The 19,209-nt window shown below is 61.3% G+C and carries 21 protein-coding genes; 6 read left to right on the top strand and 15 right to left on the bottom strand.

The window, feature by feature from the left end:
- The 7 genes from EEQ99_RS19435 to EEQ99_RS19465 all read right to left on the bottom strand — a co-directional run bounded on the left by EEQ99_RS19435 (position 1) and on the right by EEQ99_RS19465 (position 5,805).
- Positions 1-411, bottom strand: a complete 411-nt coding sequence (locus EEQ99_RS19435; protein ID WP_047610183.1) for an SRPBCC family protein — start codon at positions 409-411, stop codon at positions 1-3.
- Positions 408-731: an ArsR/SmtB family transcription factor gene (locus tag EEQ99_RS19440; protein ID WP_127430942.1), complete on the bottom strand. Its 324-nt coding sequence runs from the start codon at positions 729-731 to the stop codon at positions 408-410. The genes EEQ99_RS19435 and EEQ99_RS19440 overlap by 4 nt, the downstream gene beginning before the upstream one ends.
- Positions 732-978: 247 nt before the next feature.
- A complete protein-coding gene (locus EEQ99_RS19445; RefSeq protein ID WP_063475038.1) occupies positions 979-1,803 on the bottom strand; it encodes an ATP-binding cassette domain-containing protein in 825 nt (274 codons plus the stop codon).
- A 10-nt stretch (positions 1,804-1,813) separates the two neighbouring features.
- Complete coding sequence (locus EEQ99_RS19450; RefSeq protein WP_047610188.1) at positions 1,814-2,650, bottom strand: ABC transporter permease subunit; 837 nt, start codon at positions 2,648-2,650, stop codon at positions 1,814-1,816.
- Positions 2,651-2,735: 85 nt separating this feature from the next.
- Positions 2,736-3,911: an FMNH2-dependent alkanesulfonate monooxygenase gene (gene ssuD, locus EEQ99_RS19455; protein WP_047610189.1), complete on the bottom strand. Its 1,176-nt coding sequence runs from the start codon at positions 3,909-3,911 to the stop codon at positions 2,736-2,738.
- Positions 3,912-4,273: 362 nt separating this feature from the next.
- Positions 4,274-5,239 (bottom strand): aliphatic sulfonate ABC transporter substrate-binding protein, encoded by a 966-nt coding sequence (locus tag EEQ99_RS19460; RefSeq protein ID WP_063475039.1) that lies wholly within the window; start codon positions 5,237-5,239, stop codon positions 4,274-4,276.
- Positions 5,240-5,427: 188 nt separating this feature from the next.
- Complete coding sequence (locus EEQ99_RS19465; protein WP_047610193.1) at positions 5,428-5,805, bottom strand: hypothetical protein; 378 nt, start codon at positions 5,803-5,805, stop codon at positions 5,428-5,430.
- A 162-nt stretch (positions 5,806-5,967) separates the two neighbouring features.
- On the opposite strand from EEQ99_RS19465, the gene EEQ99_RS19470 reads away from it, so the two are divergent.
- Positions 5,968-6,837, top strand: a complete 870-nt coding sequence (locus EEQ99_RS19470) for an NAD(P)-dependent oxidoreductase (protein ID WP_047610195.1) — start codon at positions 5,968-5,970, stop codon at positions 6,835-6,837.
- Positions 6,834-7,517 carry a DNA alkylation repair protein gene (locus EEQ99_RS19475; protein ID WP_047610196.1) on the top strand — a complete coding sequence of 228 codons (684 nt, stop codon included), beginning with the start codon at positions 6,834-6,836 and terminating at the stop codon, positions 7,515-7,517. The genes EEQ99_RS19470 and EEQ99_RS19475 overlap by 4 nt, the downstream gene beginning before the upstream one ends.
- A gap of 35 nt (positions 7,518-7,552) precedes the next feature.
- Here the strand turns inward: EEQ99_RS19475 and EEQ99_RS19480 are convergent, their stop codons facing one another.
- The 5 genes from EEQ99_RS19480 to EEQ99_RS19505 form a co-directional block, all read right to left on the bottom strand.
- Complete coding sequence (locus tag EEQ99_RS19480) at positions 7,553-8,449, bottom strand: LysR substrate-binding domain-containing protein (protein WP_047610198.1); 897 nt, start codon at positions 8,447-8,449, stop codon at positions 7,553-7,555.
- Between the two features lie 449 nt (positions 8,450-8,898).
- Entirely contained in the window at positions 8,899-9,921 is a 1,023-nt protein-coding gene (locus tag EEQ99_RS19485; RefSeq protein WP_047610200.1) for a porin, read from the bottom strand.
- 731 nt (positions 9,922-10,652) lie between these two features.
- On the bottom strand, positions 10,653-11,141 hold the full coding sequence (locus EEQ99_RS19495) for an Lrp/AsnC family transcriptional regulator (protein ID WP_004678404.1): 489 nt from the start codon (positions 11,139-11,141) through the stop codon (positions 10,653-10,655).
- A 69-nt stretch (positions 11,142-11,210) separates the two neighbouring features.
- Entirely contained in the window at positions 11,211-11,843 is a 633-nt protein-coding gene (locus EEQ99_RS19500; RefSeq protein ID WP_047610204.1) for a uracil-DNA glycosylase family protein, read from the bottom strand.
- 4 nt (positions 11,844-11,847) lie between these two features.
- Positions 11,848-12,405 carry a thermonuclease family protein gene (locus EEQ99_RS19505; protein WP_097543688.1) on the bottom strand — a complete coding sequence of 186 codons (558 nt, stop codon included), beginning with the start codon at positions 12,403-12,405 and terminating at the stop codon, positions 11,848-11,850.
- A gap of 106 nt (positions 12,406-12,511) precedes the next feature.
- Between EEQ99_RS19505 and EEQ99_RS19510 the strand changes: the two genes are divergently transcribed.
- Positions 12,512-14,047, top strand: a complete 1,536-nt coding sequence (locus tag EEQ99_RS19510; RefSeq protein ID WP_063475041.1) for a sensor histidine kinase — start codon at positions 12,512-12,514, stop codon at positions 14,045-14,047.
- 1 nt (position 14,048) lies between these two features.
- Here the strand turns inward: EEQ99_RS19510 and EEQ99_RS19515 are convergent, their stop codons facing one another.
- A complete protein-coding gene (locus EEQ99_RS19515) occupies positions 14,049-14,432 on the bottom strand; it encodes a diacylglycerol kinase (protein WP_097543689.1) in 384 nt (127 codons plus the stop codon).
- Between the two features lie 159 nt (positions 14,433-14,591).
- Positions 14,592-15,608 carry a nicotinate-nucleotide--dimethylbenzimidazole phosphoribosyltransferase gene (gene cobT / locus EEQ99_RS19520; RefSeq protein ID WP_047610212.1) on the bottom strand — a complete coding sequence of 339 codons (1,017 nt, stop codon included), beginning with the start codon at positions 15,606-15,608 and terminating at the stop codon, positions 14,592-14,594.
- A 155-nt stretch (positions 15,609-15,763) separates the two neighbouring features.
- On the opposite strand from cobT, the gene EEQ99_RS19525 reads away from it, so the two are divergent.
- The 3 genes from EEQ99_RS19525 to EEQ99_RS19535 are packed head-to-tail and all read left to right on the top strand — an operon-like array spanning position 15,764 to position 17,481.
- The gene (locus EEQ99_RS19525) at positions 15,764-16,546 is read left to right on the top strand and encodes an adenosylcobinamide-GDP ribazoletransferase (RefSeq protein WP_097543690.1); all 783 of its coding nucleotides are present in this window, start codon (positions 15,764-15,766) and stop codon (positions 16,544-16,546) included.
- Positions 16,547-16,564: 18 nt separating this feature from the next.
- Entirely contained in the window at positions 16,565-16,783 is a 219-nt protein-coding gene (locus tag EEQ99_RS19530; protein WP_097543691.1) for a DUF1289 domain-containing protein, read from the top strand.
- Positions 16,780-17,481, top strand: a complete 702-nt coding sequence (locus tag EEQ99_RS19535) for a TIGR02281 family clan AA aspartic protease (protein ID WP_047610219.1) — start codon at positions 16,780-16,782, stop codon at positions 17,479-17,481. The genes EEQ99_RS19530 and EEQ99_RS19535 overlap by 4 nt, the downstream gene beginning before the upstream one ends.
- Before the next feature lie 17 nt (positions 17,482-17,498).
- On the opposite strand, the gene EEQ99_RS19540 is transcribed toward EEQ99_RS19535, so the two are convergent.
- Positions 17,499-18,752: an MFS transporter gene (locus EEQ99_RS19540; protein WP_127430943.1), complete on the bottom strand. Its 1,254-nt coding sequence runs from the start codon at positions 18,750-18,752 to the stop codon at positions 17,499-17,501.
- Positions 18,753-19,209: the final 457 nt, after the last annotated feature.

Below are 19,209 nucleotides of genomic sequence, written 5' to 3' on the forward strand. Positions count from 1 at the left end.
TCACTCTGTCCGCGCGAGAACCTGCTCCAGCTTTTCGAAGAACTGCGGCCAGCCGCTCCTGGCGCCTCCATAGGCCTGCCGCTGATCCGGCCGGAAACCAGACTGTTCCATGCGCAGATGCGTGCCCGTGCCTGTCGGCGTGAGCGTCCAGGTGACGACGGTTTCGAGGCCATAGGCGCCCCAGCTATAAGCGAGCGTCTTGTTCGGCTCGACCTCCAGAACCCGGCAGTCGACCGAGCCCCAATCGGCATTGAAGTTGAAACGGTGGTCGACGACCGGTTTGAAGTCACTCTTCATCAGCCACTCCTGGATCAGGTGCGGCTGGGTGAGCGCGCGCCAGATCTTGTCCGTGGGAAAAGGCATCTCCCGTTCGATCACGACGGAACGTGTTTCGGTCGATATATAGGTCATTGATCCATCCTCTTCAGCAAATCTTCGAGCGCGTCGAAACGGCTTTGCCAGAAGCCCGCCATCTCACTTGTCCAGTCGACCAGTGGCGCCAGCGCACCGAGCTGGGCACTATAATGCGTCTGGCGACCTTCGTGGCGGTCGCGCACCAATCCGGCCTGCTTCAGGATTCCGAGATGTTTTGAAACGACTGGTTGCGAGACCCCTGCCCGCGCCGTCAGAGCTCCGACCGTCTTTTCTCCTTCACGGCACAGCCGCTCGAAAAGCGCCCTCCGGGTCGGGTCGGAGAGCGTTCTGAAGAGCATGTCCTGAGCGTTCGACATCTACGATCCATACCTCAATAGCTATGAGTCATACGTATAGCCATAGAGGTATGAGTGAGTCAAGTTGGCGCAAGACGACTTGAGGGAGCCATTATTGGTGAGTTACGCGCATGCAGCAGCATGCCTCGGCAGAGAACAGTGATTTCTCATACCCATGCGCCTATCAATTTCGCCATCGCTCATGCCTGCTCGCGTCGACACGCCTCGCTTATGCCGAGATCATGCAACTTCGCGAACAGCGCTGGGATCAATGACCGCCGCCGGTGCCGAGGATCGCGGCGAGCAGCCGGCCTTCGAGCTCGGCAAGGTCGGGGTTACCATGCCGGCGCGGATGCGGATAGGGAATGGGAAGATCGAGCGCGATCCGCCCCTCGTCGAGCACGATGACCCGATCGGCGAGATGCACCGCTTCGCTGACATCGTGGGTGACGAGCACAGTGGTGAAACCGAGTTCGCGCCACACGCGATTGATGAGTTCCTGCATGCTGATCCGCGTCAGCGCATCGAGCGCGCCGAGCGGCTCATCCAGCGCCAGCACACCCGGCCGGCTCACCAGCGCCCGTGCCAGCGCCACACGCTGCCGCTGACCGCCGGAGAGCCGCGCCGGCCATTCGCCGGTCTTCTCGCCAAGCTGGACTTCGGCAAGCACGGCCTCAGTCGCCTTCAGCGCCGCCCGTCGGTCGATGCCGTCACCGAGCCCGACCACGACATTGTCGGCGACGCTGAGCCAGGGCAGCAACCGCGGCTCCTGGAAAACGATGCGCGCATTCGGGCTCGCCTGTGCGCCCTCGGCATCCTCGAAATGCAATTCGCCGGCGCTCGGCTCGTCAAGGCCCATCAGGATGCGCAGCAGCGTGCTCTTGCCGCAGCCGCTCTTGCCGATCACGGCAACGAACTGGCCGGCCGGAATATGCAGGTTGATGCCGCGCAACACGCGGTTGGTCCCAAAACTCTTTTCAAGCCCCGTCAGGCTGATCGCCGCCGCCCCCGCGGGGGCGATGCGTTTCGCCGCAGATTCATAGGCCGGCTCGTCGCCGGCAGCGTGAAAACGCTCATGCGCAATCGATGTCATGGCGTCTCTCCTATTTCTGATAGACCGGGTTCCAGGCGAGCGTCCGCTTCTCCAGCGCCCGGGCGATGACATCGGCAAGCTTGCCGAGCACGGCATAGATGACAAGGGCGAGCACGACGACGTCAGTCATCATGAATTCGCGAGCATTGTTGGCCATGTGACCGATGCCGGACGATGCAGCGATCGATTCCGATACGATCAGCGTCAGCCACATGATGCCCAGCGCATATCTCAAGCCGACGAAGATCGACGGCAGCGCGCCTGGAAAGATCACCTTGCGGAACAGCGTCCAATTGCCCATGCCATAGACCTTGCCCATCTCGATCAGGTCGCGATCGACATTGCGCACTCCATGATAGGTGTTGAGATAAACCGGGAAAAGCACGCCGAGCGAGGTCAAAAAGAGCTTCGATTCCTCGCCGATCCCGAACCACAGGATGACGAGCGGGATCATCGCCAGGTGCGGAATGGTGCGCAGCATCTGCAGTGTTGTATCGGTCAGCTGTTCGGAAATGCGCGACACGCCATTGGCAATGCCGAGCAGGAAACCGATCGAGCCGCCGACGAGAAGGCCGGCAAAGGCGCGGCCGGCGCTCACCAGCACGTCGTTCGGCAACTGGCCGGAAACCGTCGTCGACCAGAAGGCGAGGCCGACATCGGCCGGCGACGGCATGATGCGCGACGAGATCCAGCCGACAGAGGAGGCAAGCTGCCAGAAGGCCACGATCACCACCGGCACTAGGTAAGGCGTCAGCTTCTCCAGGCCGGGCAACGGCAGGCGTAAACCCGCCTTCGCGGCCTTTTCGGAAGCGACAGACCGTACAAACGGAGTATCGAAAGTCGACATGCAATGTCCTCACGCTTTTCGGGAACAGGACGTCGCAAGCCGTAGACGGCTTGCGACGGTGTCGCGCTCTGCGTCTTCGTCGAACTCAGGAACCGGAGACGACTTTCAGATTGCCGCCATGGCTACCGCCGGCGAAAACCTGCTTGCGCCCGAACTCATTGTTGAAGCCCAGGCGCTGCTGCTCGCGGGTGATGCCGAGTTCGGGGAAAAGCAGCTCGGCGACGCGATAGGCCTCTTCGAGATGCGGATAGCCGGAACCGATCACCGTATCGATTCCGATCTCCTGATATTCGCGAAGGCGCGCGGCCACCGTCTTCGGTGACCCCACAAGCGCGGTGCCTGCACCAGCGCGCACCAGGCCGACGCCGGCCCAGAGGTTCGGCGAGACTTCGAGTTTATCGCGGCGCCCGCCATGAAGGGCGGCCATGCGTTTCTGGCCGACCGAGTCGGACTCGTGGACGAAGCGCTCCTGCGCCTCGCGAATCGTATCGTCGTCGAGATGGCGGATCAGCCGTTCGGCCGCCTCCCATGCCTCCTCATCGGTTTCGCGCACGATGAAGTGCAGGCGGATGCCGAAGCTCACCTCGCGACCGCGCTCGCCGGCGGCCTTGCGCACCTTGGCGACCTTTTCGGCTACCTGTGCCGGCGGCTCGCCCCAGGTCAGGTATTTGTCGACACGGCCGACGGAGAAATCGATGCCGGCGTCCGACGAGCCGCCGAAATAAAGCGGCGGGCGCGGGTTCTGCACCGAAGGAAAGCCGAGGCGCGCATTGGTCGCCTTGATGTATTTGCCGTCGAAGCTTGCCGTTCCCTTTTCCAGCAATTCCTCGAAGACGGTGAAGAACTCCTCGGCATGGGCATAGCGCTCGTCATGCTCGAGATGGATGCCGTCGCCGGCAAGCTCCGCCGGGCTGCCGCCGACGACGATGTTGAGCAGCAGCCGGCCGTTGGAGATGCGGTCGAGCGTCGTCGCAAGACGCGCATAGTAGGCAGGAGACGCCGTGCCGGGGCGGATCGCCACCAGGAACTGCAGCTTCTCGGTCTTGGCGGCAAGAGCTGCCGCCGTCACGAAGGATTCTTCGCAGGCAACCCCAGTCGGCAGCAGCACGCCGGAATAGCCGAGCCGGTCGACGGCCTGGGCGATCTGCGTGAGATAACCGATCTCGGGCGCGCGGTTGAGCTCGGAGGAGCCGAGATAGGTGCCGTCGCCTGAGGTCGGGATGAACCAGAGGAAATTGATGGGATTTGAGGTGGTGGTCATGGAAGACGGTCCTTTGCTGCGAATTCGAAAATCAACACGCGGTCGAGATGGCCCCCGGGCAAGCGCAAACCGTCTGCCTACGCAGCGCCGCCGCACGGATGCTTGGGAGGATCGCGGTGGCGGCGCAGGTCGTGAGAAGGCCGGGTGACTGACTGTGCGTGAGCATCTGAATATTCCTGTCGATCGGCTGGCTACCTTCCCGGCACCCACCCACCGATCGCCAGAATAGTGGCATAGACCACCAATTAGATCGACAATATCAATTTGCTATTGTAATCCGTTTTGGAGAATATTTTTCCGGATCGGCGACATGGAGGCCCACTCCATGTCGCCGCGCGAAAAACTTGGCCCCCGGCGAAAAATCAGCTCGCCTTGGGACGCCAGACGATATCACCGGTCGTAAGCTTCTTCGGCAGGATGCCGAGCCCGTAGAACTCATCGGCGAGCGACTGCTGATAGGCGGCAGCGGCATCGGTGATGGTCGAGACGCTGCCGAGGTCGGCGCCCTTGCGCGTCAATGTCACGCGCGTCACCTCAACCGGCACGCCGGTGATCTCGGAAAGCTCCTTCACCGTCGCGTCGAGATTGCTTTGTGCCGACTTGCCGACCTTGGCAAGCTCGTCGATCACGTCGACGATCACCTGCCCGTTGGCGTCGGTGAAATCACGGTTGGCGAGGAAGAAACTGTAGGAGTCGACGATGCCTTCGGCGGTCGTCAGGATACGCGTCTCCGGATCGGCTTCGGCAATCGCCAGATAAGGATCCCAGATCGACCAGGCATCGATGCTACCATTCTTGAAGGCGGCGGCGGCATCCGGCGGCGAAAGGTCGAGCTGCTCGACATCTTCGGGCTTCAGGCCCGCCTTACGCAAAACCTTGACGGTTACGTTATGGGCGCTAGAGCCGCGCTTGAAGGCGACCTTCTTACCCTTGAGGTCCTCAAGCGTCTTGATCGGCGAATCCTTGCGCACGACGATGGCCGAGGCTGCCGGGCTACCCTTGTAGAGACCGACATAATAGAGCTGCCCGCCGGCCGCTTGGGCAAAGAGCGGCGGCACATCGCCGGTCGCGCCGAAATCGAGGGCGCCGGCGCCCAGTGCTTCGAGCAGCGGCGGGCCGGAGGTGAATTCCGACCAGCCGACGGTAATGCCGCGATCGGCAAGCCGCTTCTCAAGTGCGCTGCGACGCTTGGCGAGCGCCAACACGCCGTTCTTCTGCCAGCCGATACGGAACTCGCTGGCGGCAGCGCGTGCCGGCCTGACAGCTGGCAGAATTGCCGTGGCCGCGGCTGCTGCGAAAAGCCCGAGAGTTTGTCGACGTGAAATCATGACTTTCCCCTTTTTGATGGCGCCGAGCCTGTTTTCGGCTGGTCGACCTTTCAGCGATGAGTGTCATGATGATGAAATCTATAATTTATATCGACAATTTTATTTGCAAGATTCGGCCATTGCTGAAATTTTGCGGCCCGGATATCGCGGTTAAGCGGATTTTTTTCGCGCGTCCGCTTTGCCGGCTGCTATTCCACCCCGTCCCAGCCTTCGGCGGCCAGACGCTCACGGATGAAGGTTGGGCCGCCGGCAAGGCGCTTGGCAAGCAGGCTTGCGGGATCGACCATGCGCCAATAGGGCGTGAGCGTCGAAACCGGTTCGTCCTTTTCCAGCGCACCGAAGGACAGTTCGGCGATCGCACGCAAATGCCGCTGCACGGTCACCGGGCAACAGGCATCCGCCCCGTATTGGACAGCGAGACGGCGGCGGAGGACGCCGATGTCGGTAAGCACACCTTCCGGCGCTGATCGAATCTGCTCTACGACCATCTGCTGCGATGGAATGAGCATCGCCTGCGTTCCGCTGCGGCCTTTGCGCCGCGGCTTGATCGTCGGAATTTCGCTCATGTCACCCTCGGAACATAATGCCTTCTTCCCAATCTAGGGCTCGGCCGAACGGTGGCCAGCCTCCTATGCACCAATCGGAAACAAGTCCTTCTTCACGGGCTTTTCTGCTCCCGCCGTTTCGGTTAATCCTCAAGCCTGCACTTGAGGAAAAGGATAGGACATATGGCTAAAGTCGCGTTCATCGGTCTCGGCGTCATGGGGTTTCCCATGGCAGGCCATCTGAAGACGAAGGGCGGCCACGATGTTACCGTCTACAATCGCACTGCCGAAAAAGCCGCCGCCTGGGCCGAGAAATTCTCCGGCAAATCCGCCCCTACCCCGGCAGAAGCTGCCACTGGGGCCGATTTCGTCTTCGTTTGCGTCGGCAATGACGAAGATCTCCGATCGGTGACATCGGGCGAGAACGGCGCCTTGCACGGTATGAAGCCAGGCTCGGTGCTGATCGACAACACCACCGCCAGCGCCGAGGTCGCCCGCGAACTTTATGCGGCGGCAAAGGAACGAGGCGTCGATTTCATCGATGCTCCCGTCTCCGGCGGCCAGGCCGGCGCTGAAAACGGCGTCCTGACCGTCATGTGCGGCGGCGACGAAGCCGTCTTCGAACGCGCCAGGCCTGTGATCGACGCCTATGCCCGCATGGTCGGTCTGATGGGGCCGGCAGGCTCGGGCCAGCTGACCAAGATGGTCAACCAGATCTGCATCGCCGGCCTCGTCCAGGGGCTTGCCGAAGCGCTGCATTTCGGCAAGCGCGCCGGCCTCGATATCGAAAAGGTCGTCGAGGTGATCTCCAAGGGCGCAGCCGGCTCCTGGCAGATGGAAAACCGCCACAAGACCATGAACGCCGGCAAATATGATTTCGGCTTTGCGGTCGACTGGATGCGCAAGGATCTCGGCATCGTGCTCACCGAAGCTCGCCGCAACGGCGCCAAGCTGCCTGTCACCGCCGTCGTCGACCAGTTTTATGGCGACGTTCAGGCGATGGGCGGCAATCGCTGGGACACATCCTCGCTGCTCGCCCGCCTCGAGAAATGATCGGCCCCTCCTCCGATGCGGCCGGATTGATCGCGCATCTCGAAACGCTGCGCTCGGAGGAGAATGTCGCCGCCATGGCGCGCTTTGGTATCGTCACCGGCCGCGCCCTTGGTATCTCCAATCCCGATATCAGGGCGGTCGCCAGACTGGCGAAGAAGGATCACGTCAGGGCGATGCAGCTCTGGCGAAGCGATATCCGCGAAGCCCGCCTGCTCGCCCTCTACACCGCCGAGCCGAAACGCTTGACGATGGAAGAGGCTCGAAATTGGGCCAATGATTTCGACTCATGGGAAATCGTCGATTGCGCCGCCGATCTCTTCGTCGAGGCTCGGCTGGATGACCTCGTCCGGGACTTCGCAGACGACGAGCGCGAATTCGTCCGACGCACCGCCTTCGCCATGATATCAGGTGCCGCCGTCCATCGAAAGAAGGAGCCCGATGCGGCTATCCTTGCCTGGTTGCCGCTGATCGAGGTCCATTCCGGCGATCCACGAAACTTCGTGCGCAAGGCGGTGAATTGGGCGCTGCGCAGCATCGGCAAGCGTAATCTCGCCTGCCATGCGCCGGCGTTGGCGCTCGCAACGACCCTGGCGGAGAGCTCTGATAAGACCGCCCGCTGGATCGGCAAGGATGCCGTCAGGGAATTGGCCGGCGAAAAGCTGCTGGCGCGGCTGAAATAAGGCAGAGGCCGGCTCCAAGGTGCCGCGCCTCTTCGTCAATGCTGCCTGGATTTCTCGACCAGGAAATCGATCAGCACGCGGACTGCCGGCGGCATGCCCTTGGCGGTCGTGAAGACGATGTAGAACTGGCTCTCCTCCGACTGCCATTCCGGCAGCACCCGCACCAGTTTGCCCGCCCGGAGATCGGCCTCGCAGGCACTCTCGAGCAAAAGCCCGAAGCCGAGGCCGGCACGGGCCGCGTCGAGGATGGCTGTCATGCTGCGGCAGGTAAGCCGCGGCTGATGCCGAATCACTCGTTTGACGTCATTTGGACCGATCAATTCCCAGGTATGGAACGACACCCATGACGTCATCGCCAACGTCGGCAGATCGGCGAGATCATCCACACCATTCAAGCTGCCGGTACGCTCGACGAGCGCGGGACTTGCCACCAGGATACGCCTGATACGGTCGAGCTTGCGCATCGTCAGGCTCGTCTGCGTCTCCGGCTCGTTGGTCGCCCTCACCTCAAGGTCGATCCGTTCGTTGATGAGGTCGGCGCGCCGGTCGGAGCCGATGATCTGCAGCTTGATCTTCGGATAACGTTCCAGGAATTCGGGCAGGATCCCCCCGACCGAAATGTCGACGAGACCGAGCGGACAGGCCATCCGCACCACACCTTGCGGGTCGGACTGAGCCTCGCTGACGAGCGATTTGGCGCGATCGGCCTCCTGCAGGATGGTCTGGCATCTTTCGTAGAAAGCTTGGCCGATCTCTGTCACCCGGAAGTGACGGGTCGAGCGTTCTATAAGCCTTGCGCCAAGACCGTCCTCAAGCCGGCTGACCCGCCTGCTCAGTTTCGAACGCGGTATCTTGAGATCGCGACTTGCAGAAGCAAAACCGCCGCTGGAGACGACAGCGGCGAAATAATAATAATCGTTGAGATCATCCATAAGCACAAGCTATCCGAGAGTAGGAATGAAGGCCAGCCCCTGCAAAGGTTGTACCCTCTCTCCAAAAAAGCTGTGATCACATTGTCGGCATTGGACTTTCTTTTCACGACATGTTGCGGCAAAGCCAACCAACGCCGAGCAGGACAGCAATCGACAGCCGTCTGTGCGGTATTTCTATCGGCTGAACCAGCTCATTTCAAAAATTGGAAAAACGGGGGCCTCGGGAAACAAGGCTGGCAGGATGCCGACCTGCGATACGCAACGCGCCGGTTCGGCTCACCTGAAAGGCCATCGTGATCGACGGCGTTGAAGACTGCCCGCCAAAAACAATGCAAGGACGGTCCGGCAGGGAAGACCGGACACGTCCCCGTAGCTGATCGGAGGTCACTCGGATCAGAAACTGATTTAAGTGCTCCCGGTCCGAAGACCGGGAGCATCCACCAAGTGGATTAGAACGAACGCTGCAGACGGAAGTAGCCCGTCGTGGAGTCGTCGCCATCATCCGGATCGAGGTACTGAACCGAAGCCTTGGCGTAGAAGTTGTCGACGATCTGGTAATCAACCGTCAGACCGACCTTCCATGCATCGCCGAGACCGTCGAAGTCATCCGGAACAACCTTGGAACCGCCAAAGTAGTTGCCGTAGTACTGAACGGCCGGGGTGATCTTGAGCTTGTCGGTTGCCTTGATTGCGTATTCGGCAGCAACAGCCCATTCAGCCGTCGAGTAGTAGGAGTTCGGGCCGGTGGAGTATACGCCGGCGAGGCCGAGCGTGCCGGGACCGATGTCAACCGTACCCATTGCACGGACAGCACCGTCTTCATTGTCGACGTCGTAGCCGGCAGTGATCTGGTAGCTGAACGCACCGGCAGTGCCGCCGAGACCAACAGCAACGCCAACGTTGTTGGCTTCTTCACCAACCTTGTAAACGCCATCTTCCAGTTCGTCGACGCTGATGCCGGCGTAGAAGGTGCCGCTTTCATACTGATAGCGGATGGAGTTGTGGAGCGTTACAACCGAACCGATGTCGTCGGTTTCGCCGGAGAGACCATCGTCCCACCAGCTGTAGAAGAGACCGGCGCGGAAGCCCGCGACGTCGAGGTAAGCGGAGTCGAGAATAGCTTCCTGATCGGTGGCGTTGTCAGCATTGAACTGCATGACGATGACGCCGGTCAGCGGACCATACTCGGTGTCGCTCTTGGCCGTGAACTGAACCTGACCGCGGGTGACGGCATCCCAGTCCGAATCGCCGCCGACATCTTCGCCAACGTTGACCTGGAAACGGATGTAGCCTTCGATCTTGAGGCAGGTTTCGGTGCCCGGGATGTAGAAGTAGCCGGTGCCGTAAGCGTCGCAGACGCGAACATATTCAACCGGTTCCGGCTCAGCAGCAACAATAGCGTCAGCTGCAAGAACCGGCGTCGATGCAGCAAATGCTGCTGCTGATGCAAGCAAAACCATTCTGATGTTCATTTACCAATCCATTCCTTTGTCGATCGGGGCTGGCTTCCAATCGGGTAGTCGATTTGAAGCCGGCCCAGTTTGAACAGCCATCTCGGCGTGCGGATCGATCGAACCGCCAAACCGTCATCACATACAAGGCTTGATCAAGCAATTCTCGATACACGCCAGATGGGTTCCGTTGAGCAACTTTCCCTGAGGACGTGATTTTTATACAACAATTTCAATTATCTAGGAAGAAAACACACCAAACGGCTCCGCGACGGAAATCCTCCATCGCAAGCCGCAAACGCTACGCCCCATTTGTCAAGTTCTCCACCGTTCGACCCCCGTCGAACACACTGGTGAAGCGCATAAACTCTACCGCCGGCTAATGAACACATACAAGGCAGCGGCTTAGAACATGGTGTTCTGAATTCGATACCAATGCGACGAAATAATGACATAACGCCCACTGATGAGATGGATAATAACTCCGCAATCCTTACCAGGCTATATATATTTTGTGGATTCCAGCACGATTTGGGCGTTTTTTGCTATTTTTGGGGGTTTTGTGCAGTCCGAAGCCACATTGTCTTACTCTTAGCTCTTACCGAGCGAGTATACTTAAATGTGGCGGGGCCTGCCTCAAGCAGGCCGCAATCGGCGTGCGATCGAGCATGTCGCGTGCGGTCTCGGACCGCACGACTCGCTTTGTTGCAACTTATCGCTTTCCCACGCGATCGGCGATCGCGCCGGGAGACTCAATCCTCGTTGGACTTGGCATTCTCGAGAATCATGTAGTCGAGCGGCAGTTGCGTCGAATACTTGATCTGCTCCATCGCGAAGGCCGATGAGACGTCGCGAATCTCGATCTTGGCGATCATCCGCTTATAAAAGGCGTCATAGGCGGCGATATCGGGCACGACGACTCGCAGGAGATAGTCGACATCGCCGCTCATCCGGTAGAATTCGACCACTTCGGGGAATTCGGCGACCACCTCGGAAAAGCGCCGCAACCATTCGATCGAATGGGTGGCAGTGCGAATCGACACGAAGACGGTGACCTTGGTGTTGACCTTCTCCGGATCGAGGATGGCGACTCGGCGCTTGATGACGCCGTCTTCTTCCATCTTCTGGATGCGCCGCCAGCATGGCGTCGTCGAGAGCCCCACTTTCTTGGCGAGATCGGCAACGGCAAGAGTCGAATCTTCTTGCAGAAGACGCAGTATTTTTCGGTCGAGGCGGTCCATGCGCACAACAGTCCTTTCGAATTATTTTCTTTGTATAACTCGATTCCGCGCGACGAAAAGAATTTTGTTTCAGGAAAGCAGCTTTTTCGTCCGATCCTGCAAGACCGGGAGCAATTCTTTCTCGAACCAGGGATTGCGCTTCAGCCACCCGCTGTTACGCCAGCTCGGATGCGGCAGCGGCAGCACCGTCGGCGATCGGCCGGACAGAAGACCGTCACGCCACGCCCGCACCGTCTCGGTCATATTGCCCCGCTTTTCACCGGTCATATGCCAGGCCTGCGCATATTGGCCGATGACCAGCACCAGTTCGATCTGCGGCATGGCCGAGATCACTCTTTGCCGCCAGAACGGCGCGCATTCGCGCCGCGGCGGCAGATCGGCACCCTTATCGTCGTAGCCAGGAAAACAGAAGCCCATACCAACGATGGCGAATCGGTCGCAGTCGTAGAAGCTTGCCCTGTCAACGCCGAGCCATGACCGCAGCCGGTCGCCGGAAGCATCGTCGAACGGCAGGCCGCTCTCATGCACCCGAAGTCCCGGCGCCTGTCCGGCGATCAGGATGCGCGCGCTCGACGAAATCACCGCCACCGGCCGCGGCTCGTGCGGCAGCCGGTATTCGGGCCCCTTCGCCGGCGTGTCACGACAGATTCGGCAGGACGCGATCTCCCGCCGCAACGTCTCCAGCGTGGCTTCATCGTTCATGGCTTCACTCCCATCCGGAAATCTGCCCGATGAAGCGCAGGACGCCGTCGAAACCGGAACTGTGGCGCGCATGGTCGCGCACATCGCGCGGTCGCTCGAAGGTCCCGGCCCAGAGGCCCGCCTTCCGAGCCTTCGCCTCGGCCTCTTCTTTAGCATAACCGCCATAGGAGATGGCCATGCCCCGCCGCACCATGGCGGCATTGATGTCACCGTCCGCTTCGCTCCGGCAGACGACGAGCAGCCTGTCGTAGCGGTCGCGCCGGCTGCCCTGGCACAGCGTTCCGGATGCCAGCATCATGTCCTGCAGCGCCTCGCGCGCCGACCGGCCGCAGGCCCAAGCCTTCCCTGCCCGCTGGCAGCTCTGATTGAGTTCCGGCGCATCGATGCCTTCGAGGCGCAGACGTTCGGCTCCCAATGTCAGACTGTCACCGTCGGCCGCGTGGAAAGCACCCATATGCTCGATCTTTGCTGCGTCGTTGAGCTTGGCGGCGATCAGCGCCACGAGCACCAGCAGGGCAAAAGCGGTCACGCCGTCGCGAATCAGGCGCAGACCCCGTGTCACGCTTTTGCCTCCTTAAAAAACAAATCCTTGGCAAAGATGGCAAACATCTTCTTAAGAATTGCCGGTTAAGCTCTTATCCACCCTGGGATGAAGTTTCAACGTGCACATGAGTACCGGCGTAAGCACATCGACCGACAAGATCATCGTCGACAGGTCGCGCAGCCACCGCAACAAGGCCGTTTCCAAGGCCGTGCGGCAAACGCGCGAACGTCTTCAGTCCGGTCATGCGTCCAATTCCTCCTTCGACCGTGACGTGCTCAAGATGTATGTGACGTCGATGCTGCAGGGCGCGACGATCATGCCGCTGTTTGTTGTCATCATCACCGCGCTTGGCGTCTATTTCACCCAGAACACCCAATTGCTCTTCTGGGCGCTGCTGACGCTCACCTGTCACACCGGCAATATCCTGCTCGCACGGCGCGCGCGCCGGCAGGAAATCACCCCCGAGAGCGCCCGCAAATGGCGCCGCATGCTGCTGCTCGGCCAGTTCCTTCTCGGCTGCTGCTGGGCCGTCTTCGCCCTGCAGGGCTGCGACACTTGCGAGCCGTCGAGCTTCATTCTTTATAAGGGCGCCACGCTGCTGATCGCGCTCTCCGTCACGGCGATGTCGAACTTCATGCTGACGCCTGCCGTGCTCGCCGCCTTCTCGCCGGCGGTCCTGGCGCTCGCCGCCAAGAGCGGCCTGTCGCGCGACTTCCTCGAAATCAGCCTGACGGGGCTCTTCACCACCACTCTCGTCTTCTTCAACTATATCAGCGACCGGCTCTTCAAGTCGAACCTCAGGATCCTCTCCTACCAGTCTGAAAAGGACGACCTGATCGCCGAGCTCGAGGTGGCGAAATCGATGTCGGACGAGGCTCGCCGCCGCGCCGAAGAGGCGAACCTCGCCAAGTCCCGCTTCCTTGCCTCCATGTCGCACGAGCTGAGGACCCCACTCAACGCCATCCTCGGATTCTCAGAGGTGATGTCGGCCGAAGTCATGGGACCGCTCGCCAATCCGACCTACAAGGAATATGCCGGCGATATCCACCGCTCCGGCCAGCATCTGCTCGATCTGATCAACGAGATTCTCGACCTGTCGCGCATCGAAGCCGGCAAATACGAGCTGAGCGAGGAGGCGATCTCGCTTCTCGATATCACCGAAGATTGCATCGGCATGGTCCAGCTGCGCGCCCGCGGCAAGAATATTGCCATTTCGGACCAGTTCGAGCGGCAGCTGCCGGCCATCTGGGCGGATGAAAAATCGATGCGTCAGGTGGTGCTCAACCTTCTCTCCAATGCCGTAAAATTCACGCCGCAGGGTGGCGAGATCCATGTCAAGGTCGGCTGGACGGCCGGCGGCGGTCAGTACATCTCGATCAAGGACAACGGCCCCGGCATTCCGGAAGAAGAGATCCCCGTCGTCCTGTCGGCCTTCGGCCAGGGCTCGATTGCCATCAAGAGCGCCGAACAGGGTACCGGTCTCGGCCTGCCGATCGTCCAGGCGATCCTTGCCAAGCATGACGGACAGTTCCTGCTGAAATCGAAGCTGCGCGAGGGCACCGAGGTCATCGCCATCCTGCCCGCCAAACGCGTGCTTCAGAGCCTGCCGGCCGTCGAGGAGGCCCAGGCCGTCGCGCGCAAGCGCAAGAGTTTTGCCTGAATCAGCTAAAGAATAGGTGCTTGCCGAGAACGAAGCCGAGATAGAGGCAGCAGGCGGCGATCATGCAGCTTACCGCGAAAGAGCCGAGATCCTTGGCATGTTTGCCGACGATGGAAACCTCCGGCGAAATCCGGTCGATCACCTCTTCGACGGCGGTATTCATCGCCTCCATCGAAAAGAGTGCGAGAAACAGAAGCACCGCGACGACGATCTCGCCGACACTTGCACCAACGAGCGCCAGCGCTGTGATCGAAACGACGAAGAAACCAAGCTCCTGGCGGAAGGCCGCCTCTTTCAGCACCCGCAGGAAGCCCGCCCAGGAGTAGCTGGCCGCGGCGAAAAAATGCCGAAATCCGGTCTCTTTCGTCACCGCAGGCTTCGTCAAGACACCCTCTCCTCTTGCCGTTGCGTCACAGACCCGGGAAAGCTTGCCGTCTCCCCTTCGATGAGCGAATACGCAAATACCGAATCCCCTTGGGCGGCGCAAGCAAAGGCGGGCGGATCGGCCGCGCCGACCGCGGGATCGGCGGCACCGGCCGCGGCCTCAATGCTTGTTGGTCACACCCGCCTGGGCGAAGGTCGCCATGCCGGAATGGCAGGCGGCGGCCGCCTTGACGATACCGGCGGCGAGCGCCGCACCGGTGCCTTCGCCGAGCCGCATGCCAAGCGCCAGAAGCGGCGTTTTGCCGAGCATCTCAATTGCGCGCAGATGTCCTGGCTCGCCGGAGACATGGCCGATCAGGCAATGATCGAGTGCGGACGGATTGGCGGCCTTCAGGATCGCTGCCGCCGCGGTTGCGACATAACCGTCGATCAGCACGGGAATGCGCTCCATGCGGGCGGCAAGAATGGCGCCGGCCATCGCCGCGATCTCGCGGCCGCCGAGCCGGCGCATGATCTCCAGCGGATCATCGAGATGGTCGCTATGCAACGCCACCGCCTTTTCCACCGCCGCGATCTTGCGCTCCAGCATCTCGCCTTCCGAACCGGTGCCGGGTCCCACCCAGTCGCGTGCCGAACCGCCGTAAAGCGCATAATTGATCGCCGCCGCAATCGTCGTATTGCCGATCCCCATCTCGCCGATGCAGAGCAGGTCGGTGCCGCCGGCGATCGCCTCCATGCCGAAGGCCATGGTCGCGGCGCAATCGCGCTCGGAAAGTGCGGCCTCTTCGGTGATGTCTCCGGTGGGATAATCGAGCGCCAGATCGAAGACTTTCAGCCCGAGATCATAGGCGACGCAGATCTGGTTGATCGCAGCCCCCCCGGCGGCAAAATTCTCGACCATCTGCTGCGTCACCGCGGGCGGAAAGGGCGTGATGCCCTGTCTGGTGACGCCGTGATTGCCGGCAAAGATCGCCACCAGCGGCCGGTTGACGGCAGGTGTGCGGCCCGTCCAGGCGGCAAGCCAGAAGGCGATCTCCTCAAGCCGTCCAAGCGCGCCCGGCGGCTTGGTCAGTTGCGCGTCGCGTTCGCGCGCCGCCACCAGCGCGCGGGCATCCGGGCCCGGCAGGTCACGAAGCAGGGTACGGAAATCGTCGAACGGCAGGCCTGAAACGCTCATCTGTGCGGTTTTCCTATGAATCCGGTATTCTTGTCTTTTCCACGCAAATCAGCTTCCTTGCGGGTGGCAACTCTCTTAAAGCGGGCGGACGAGGCGAACAACTCCAAAAGCGCCGCCGCGACCATAAGCCGAAACCTCTGGCAGAACGAAGCAGAATGAAGATCAAGGACCATGCGGTCGACACCGCCCGCGCCGTCGCCTTCCTCAGCCGCATTCCGATGCCGCAATCGCTGTTCAAAGGCTATGACGGCAGGCTCGGCCGGCTGGTGCGCGCCTTTCCCTTCGCCGGCCTGGTCATCGGCTTCGCCCCCGGGCTCGCGCTCCTCCTGCTTTTGGGGCTCAGGGCCGACCCGCTGATGGCAGCTCTGATCGCGCTTTCCGTCCAGGCTCTCGTCACCGGTGCGCTGCACGAGGACGGCCTGGCCGATACGGCCGATGGCATCGGCGGCGGCAAGAGCCGCGAGCAGAGCCTCCTCATCATGAAGGACAGCCGGATCGGCACCTATGGCGCGATAGCATTGATCCTGTCTTTCGCGATCCGCGCAGCCGCGCTTGCCGCCATCGCCCGACATTCCTCGCCGCTCGCTGCCGCCCTTGCCATTCTCGCCGTCGCGGCACTGAGCCGCGGCGCCATCACCTGGCACTGGCAGCGGCTGGCACCGGCAAAGGCCGATGGCGTGGCTGCCTCGACCGGACAGCCGGACGAGGCGGCGATGCAGTTTGCGCTCGCCGCGGCCGGCCTCGTCGCAGCGCTTCTGATCTGGCCTGCCTTCGGCCTGAGGCCGCTGGTCGCAAGCCTGCTCGCCACCGGGATCGCAGGGCTTTCCTTCACCGTTTTCATCCGCCGCAAGCTTGCCGGCCACACCGGCGATACGCTCGGCGCAACCCAGCAAATTTGCGAGATCGCCACCCTTTGCGCTCTTGCCACCGCTCTTTGAAACTCCGATATATCGCTCATGCAAACACCCTGCATTCACGTCTGCTCCATGGAGCCCTCCGCCGGATTTTGCGCCGGCTGCGGCCGGACTCTTCAGGAGATTGGCAGCTGGATGACCTACTCCGACGCCGAGCGAAGACGGATCATGGCGCTGCTGCCGGCAAGGCTTGCAGGCATCGCCGCGGTGCCGAACCATATGGAAACAAGCCTCGCCAGTCGGTCGGAGCGGCCTTTATGATCCGTTTGACCGTATTCCTCGTCGTGATCGGCATCGGCCTTGCCGTGTTGATCGTCAACAATGACAGCGGCCATATCCTCGGCCTGCAGAGCGATGACTTCGGCCGCGTCGTCTATCTGTTGCCGATCGCGCTGATGCTTTCGGCCGGCATCTGGGCCAGCCGGCGCAGTGTCGGCGAAACGATGCGCCAGATGATGATCTGGCTGGTCATCATCCTGGCGCTCGCGACCGTCTATCTCTATCGCCAGGAGGCGCTCGGCGTCGGCAACAGGCTGCTCGCCGGCCTCGTTCCCGGCCACGCCGTCGTCGTCACGACAAGCGAGGGCGGCCAGGAGATCATCCTGCACAAGCTGCTGAACGGCCATTTCGAAGCCGATGTCGCTGTCAACGGCCAGACGATCCAGATGCTCGTCGACACCGGCGCCAGCATGGTGGCGCTGTCGCGCGAAGATGCCGAGCGGATCGGCATCGACCTCTCCGGCCTCACCTATTCCATGACCGTCATGACCGCCAACGGCCGCGGCCGCGCAGCACCCGTCACGCTCGACCAGGTGGCGATCGGCCCGATCGTCCGCAACAATGTCGCAGCCAGCGTCGCCGAGGACGGCCGGCTCGACCAGAGCCTGCTCGGCATGAGCTTCCTGGAAACGCTGGGCTCCCTGCAGATGCAGACCGATGAACTGCGCATGCGCGATTGAACCCGGCGCCGAGGCGCTCACGATCCGTTGTCAGCCGTTCGCCGATCGACGAGTGCCGCGAAAAGCGCTGCCGACAATGCGAGCGAAGCCGATATCAGCAACAGGCCGAATAGCGTGTGAACCGCGCCCGGCCCACCGAGAAACAGCCCGGCGACCGAGGCGATGAGTGCTCCGCCGCCAATCGACATCGCGGCAGCAAGGCCCGCGGCGGTGCCTGCGAGATTGCCGCGCACGGACATCACACCCAGATTGGCGGCGGGAAAGGTCAATCCGTTGCCGATGCCGATGAATATGCAGGGTCCGAAGAACGCAAGCACGTGGGTGGCGCCCGACATCGAGAAGATAAGCCCAAACAATAGACCCATACACGTCACCAGGCGCGCAATGACAAGGGTCGTGCCCGGCGAGTTCCTGGTGAAGCGGCCGGCGAGATAGCTGCCCAGAATGAACCCCGCAGGGATCATTCCCATGTAGAAGCCGAGCTTTGCGCTTGATCCGCCGAGCGACTCGCCAACGGCCGACGATGCTCCTCCCAGGAAAATATAGAGAGTGCCCGTCGAACAGGCCATGCACAGCGCATAGGCCCAGAACCGTGCCGAACCCAGAAGCTGCCCATAGGAGGCGAGATGGTTGCCTCTCGATCTCGATTTGTGTTCGGCGGTCTCCTTGAGCTCGCGCATGGAGATCGCGAGGATGGCGGCCCCGAGCAGCGCAAGGGCGACGAAAATCGACCGCCATCCGAACAACTCGTCCAAAGCTCCGCCGAAGGTGGGACCCAGCATGGGAGCAATTGCCCATCCCATGGCGGCGTAACCAATTCTGTTGGCGGCCTGACCTTCGCCCGCCGTCTCCTTGATGACGACGAGGGCGACACAAAAACATGCGGCGATGGACGCTTGCATGGCGCGAAACAGAAGGAAGATGCCGATATTTGGAGCAAGGGCGCAACCGACGGAGGCGACGATGAAAATGGCGACGGCGATCAGTGCGACCGGTCTGCGCCCATATCGATCCGACATTGCGCCTGCGACGATCTCTGTCAGCGCGTTGACGATCGCATAGCCCGCAACCGACAGATTGACGAGCGCGAAATCGGCTTGGAACGTGGCTGCGATGTTCGGCAGCGCCGGCAGATATATGTTCACCGGCAATACCGAAAGCGCCGTGAGCAGGAGGAGGATCGTGCGCCGGGGCGCCGCCGCGGTCGATGTCGCAACCGTCGTGTCGGTCATGCGGCTGCTGGAGTTCTGAACAGCATTGTCGCGAGTCATGGTCTTGCCCGTCTTGTCAGCGAGATGTCGTGGGAAATCTGACGAGGCGCAGCCAAATTCAGGGCATAAAAAAAGCCCCGTCAGGAGCTCGATTCCGCGCATGGGGCTGTTTGCCGGATGGTTACACCATCCTGCCCATGCGCTCTATCACTACGACAAGAACCATTGCGATCTTCATGGCCGCTACAGCTAGAGAGAAATTCGCACTCCGTCAATGTGCCGCTTTTTGACGGGCGGAGCGGCTTTACGGCAGCGTTCGGATCTGTCAGCTTCAAGCGCAACAACAAGACCACAAAGAGCAAAAAGAAACTTCCTCTGCATAGTTCCTGAAATCGGAATCGATTTCAGGAACTATGCAGCAATTCAAAGTGCTACAGCGTCCTTTGCGCGTCTGAAAGACGCGCGGCGCTGTAGTCTGGTGGCACCGCATGTTCGACCGGCCTTCGCCTTGGGCGAG

The organism is Rhizobium anhuiense, assembly GCF_003985145.1.
In the GTDB taxonomy this organism is placed as follows: domain Bacteria; phylum Pseudomonadota; class Alphaproteobacteria; order Rhizobiales; family Rhizobiaceae; genus Rhizobium; species Rhizobium anhuiense.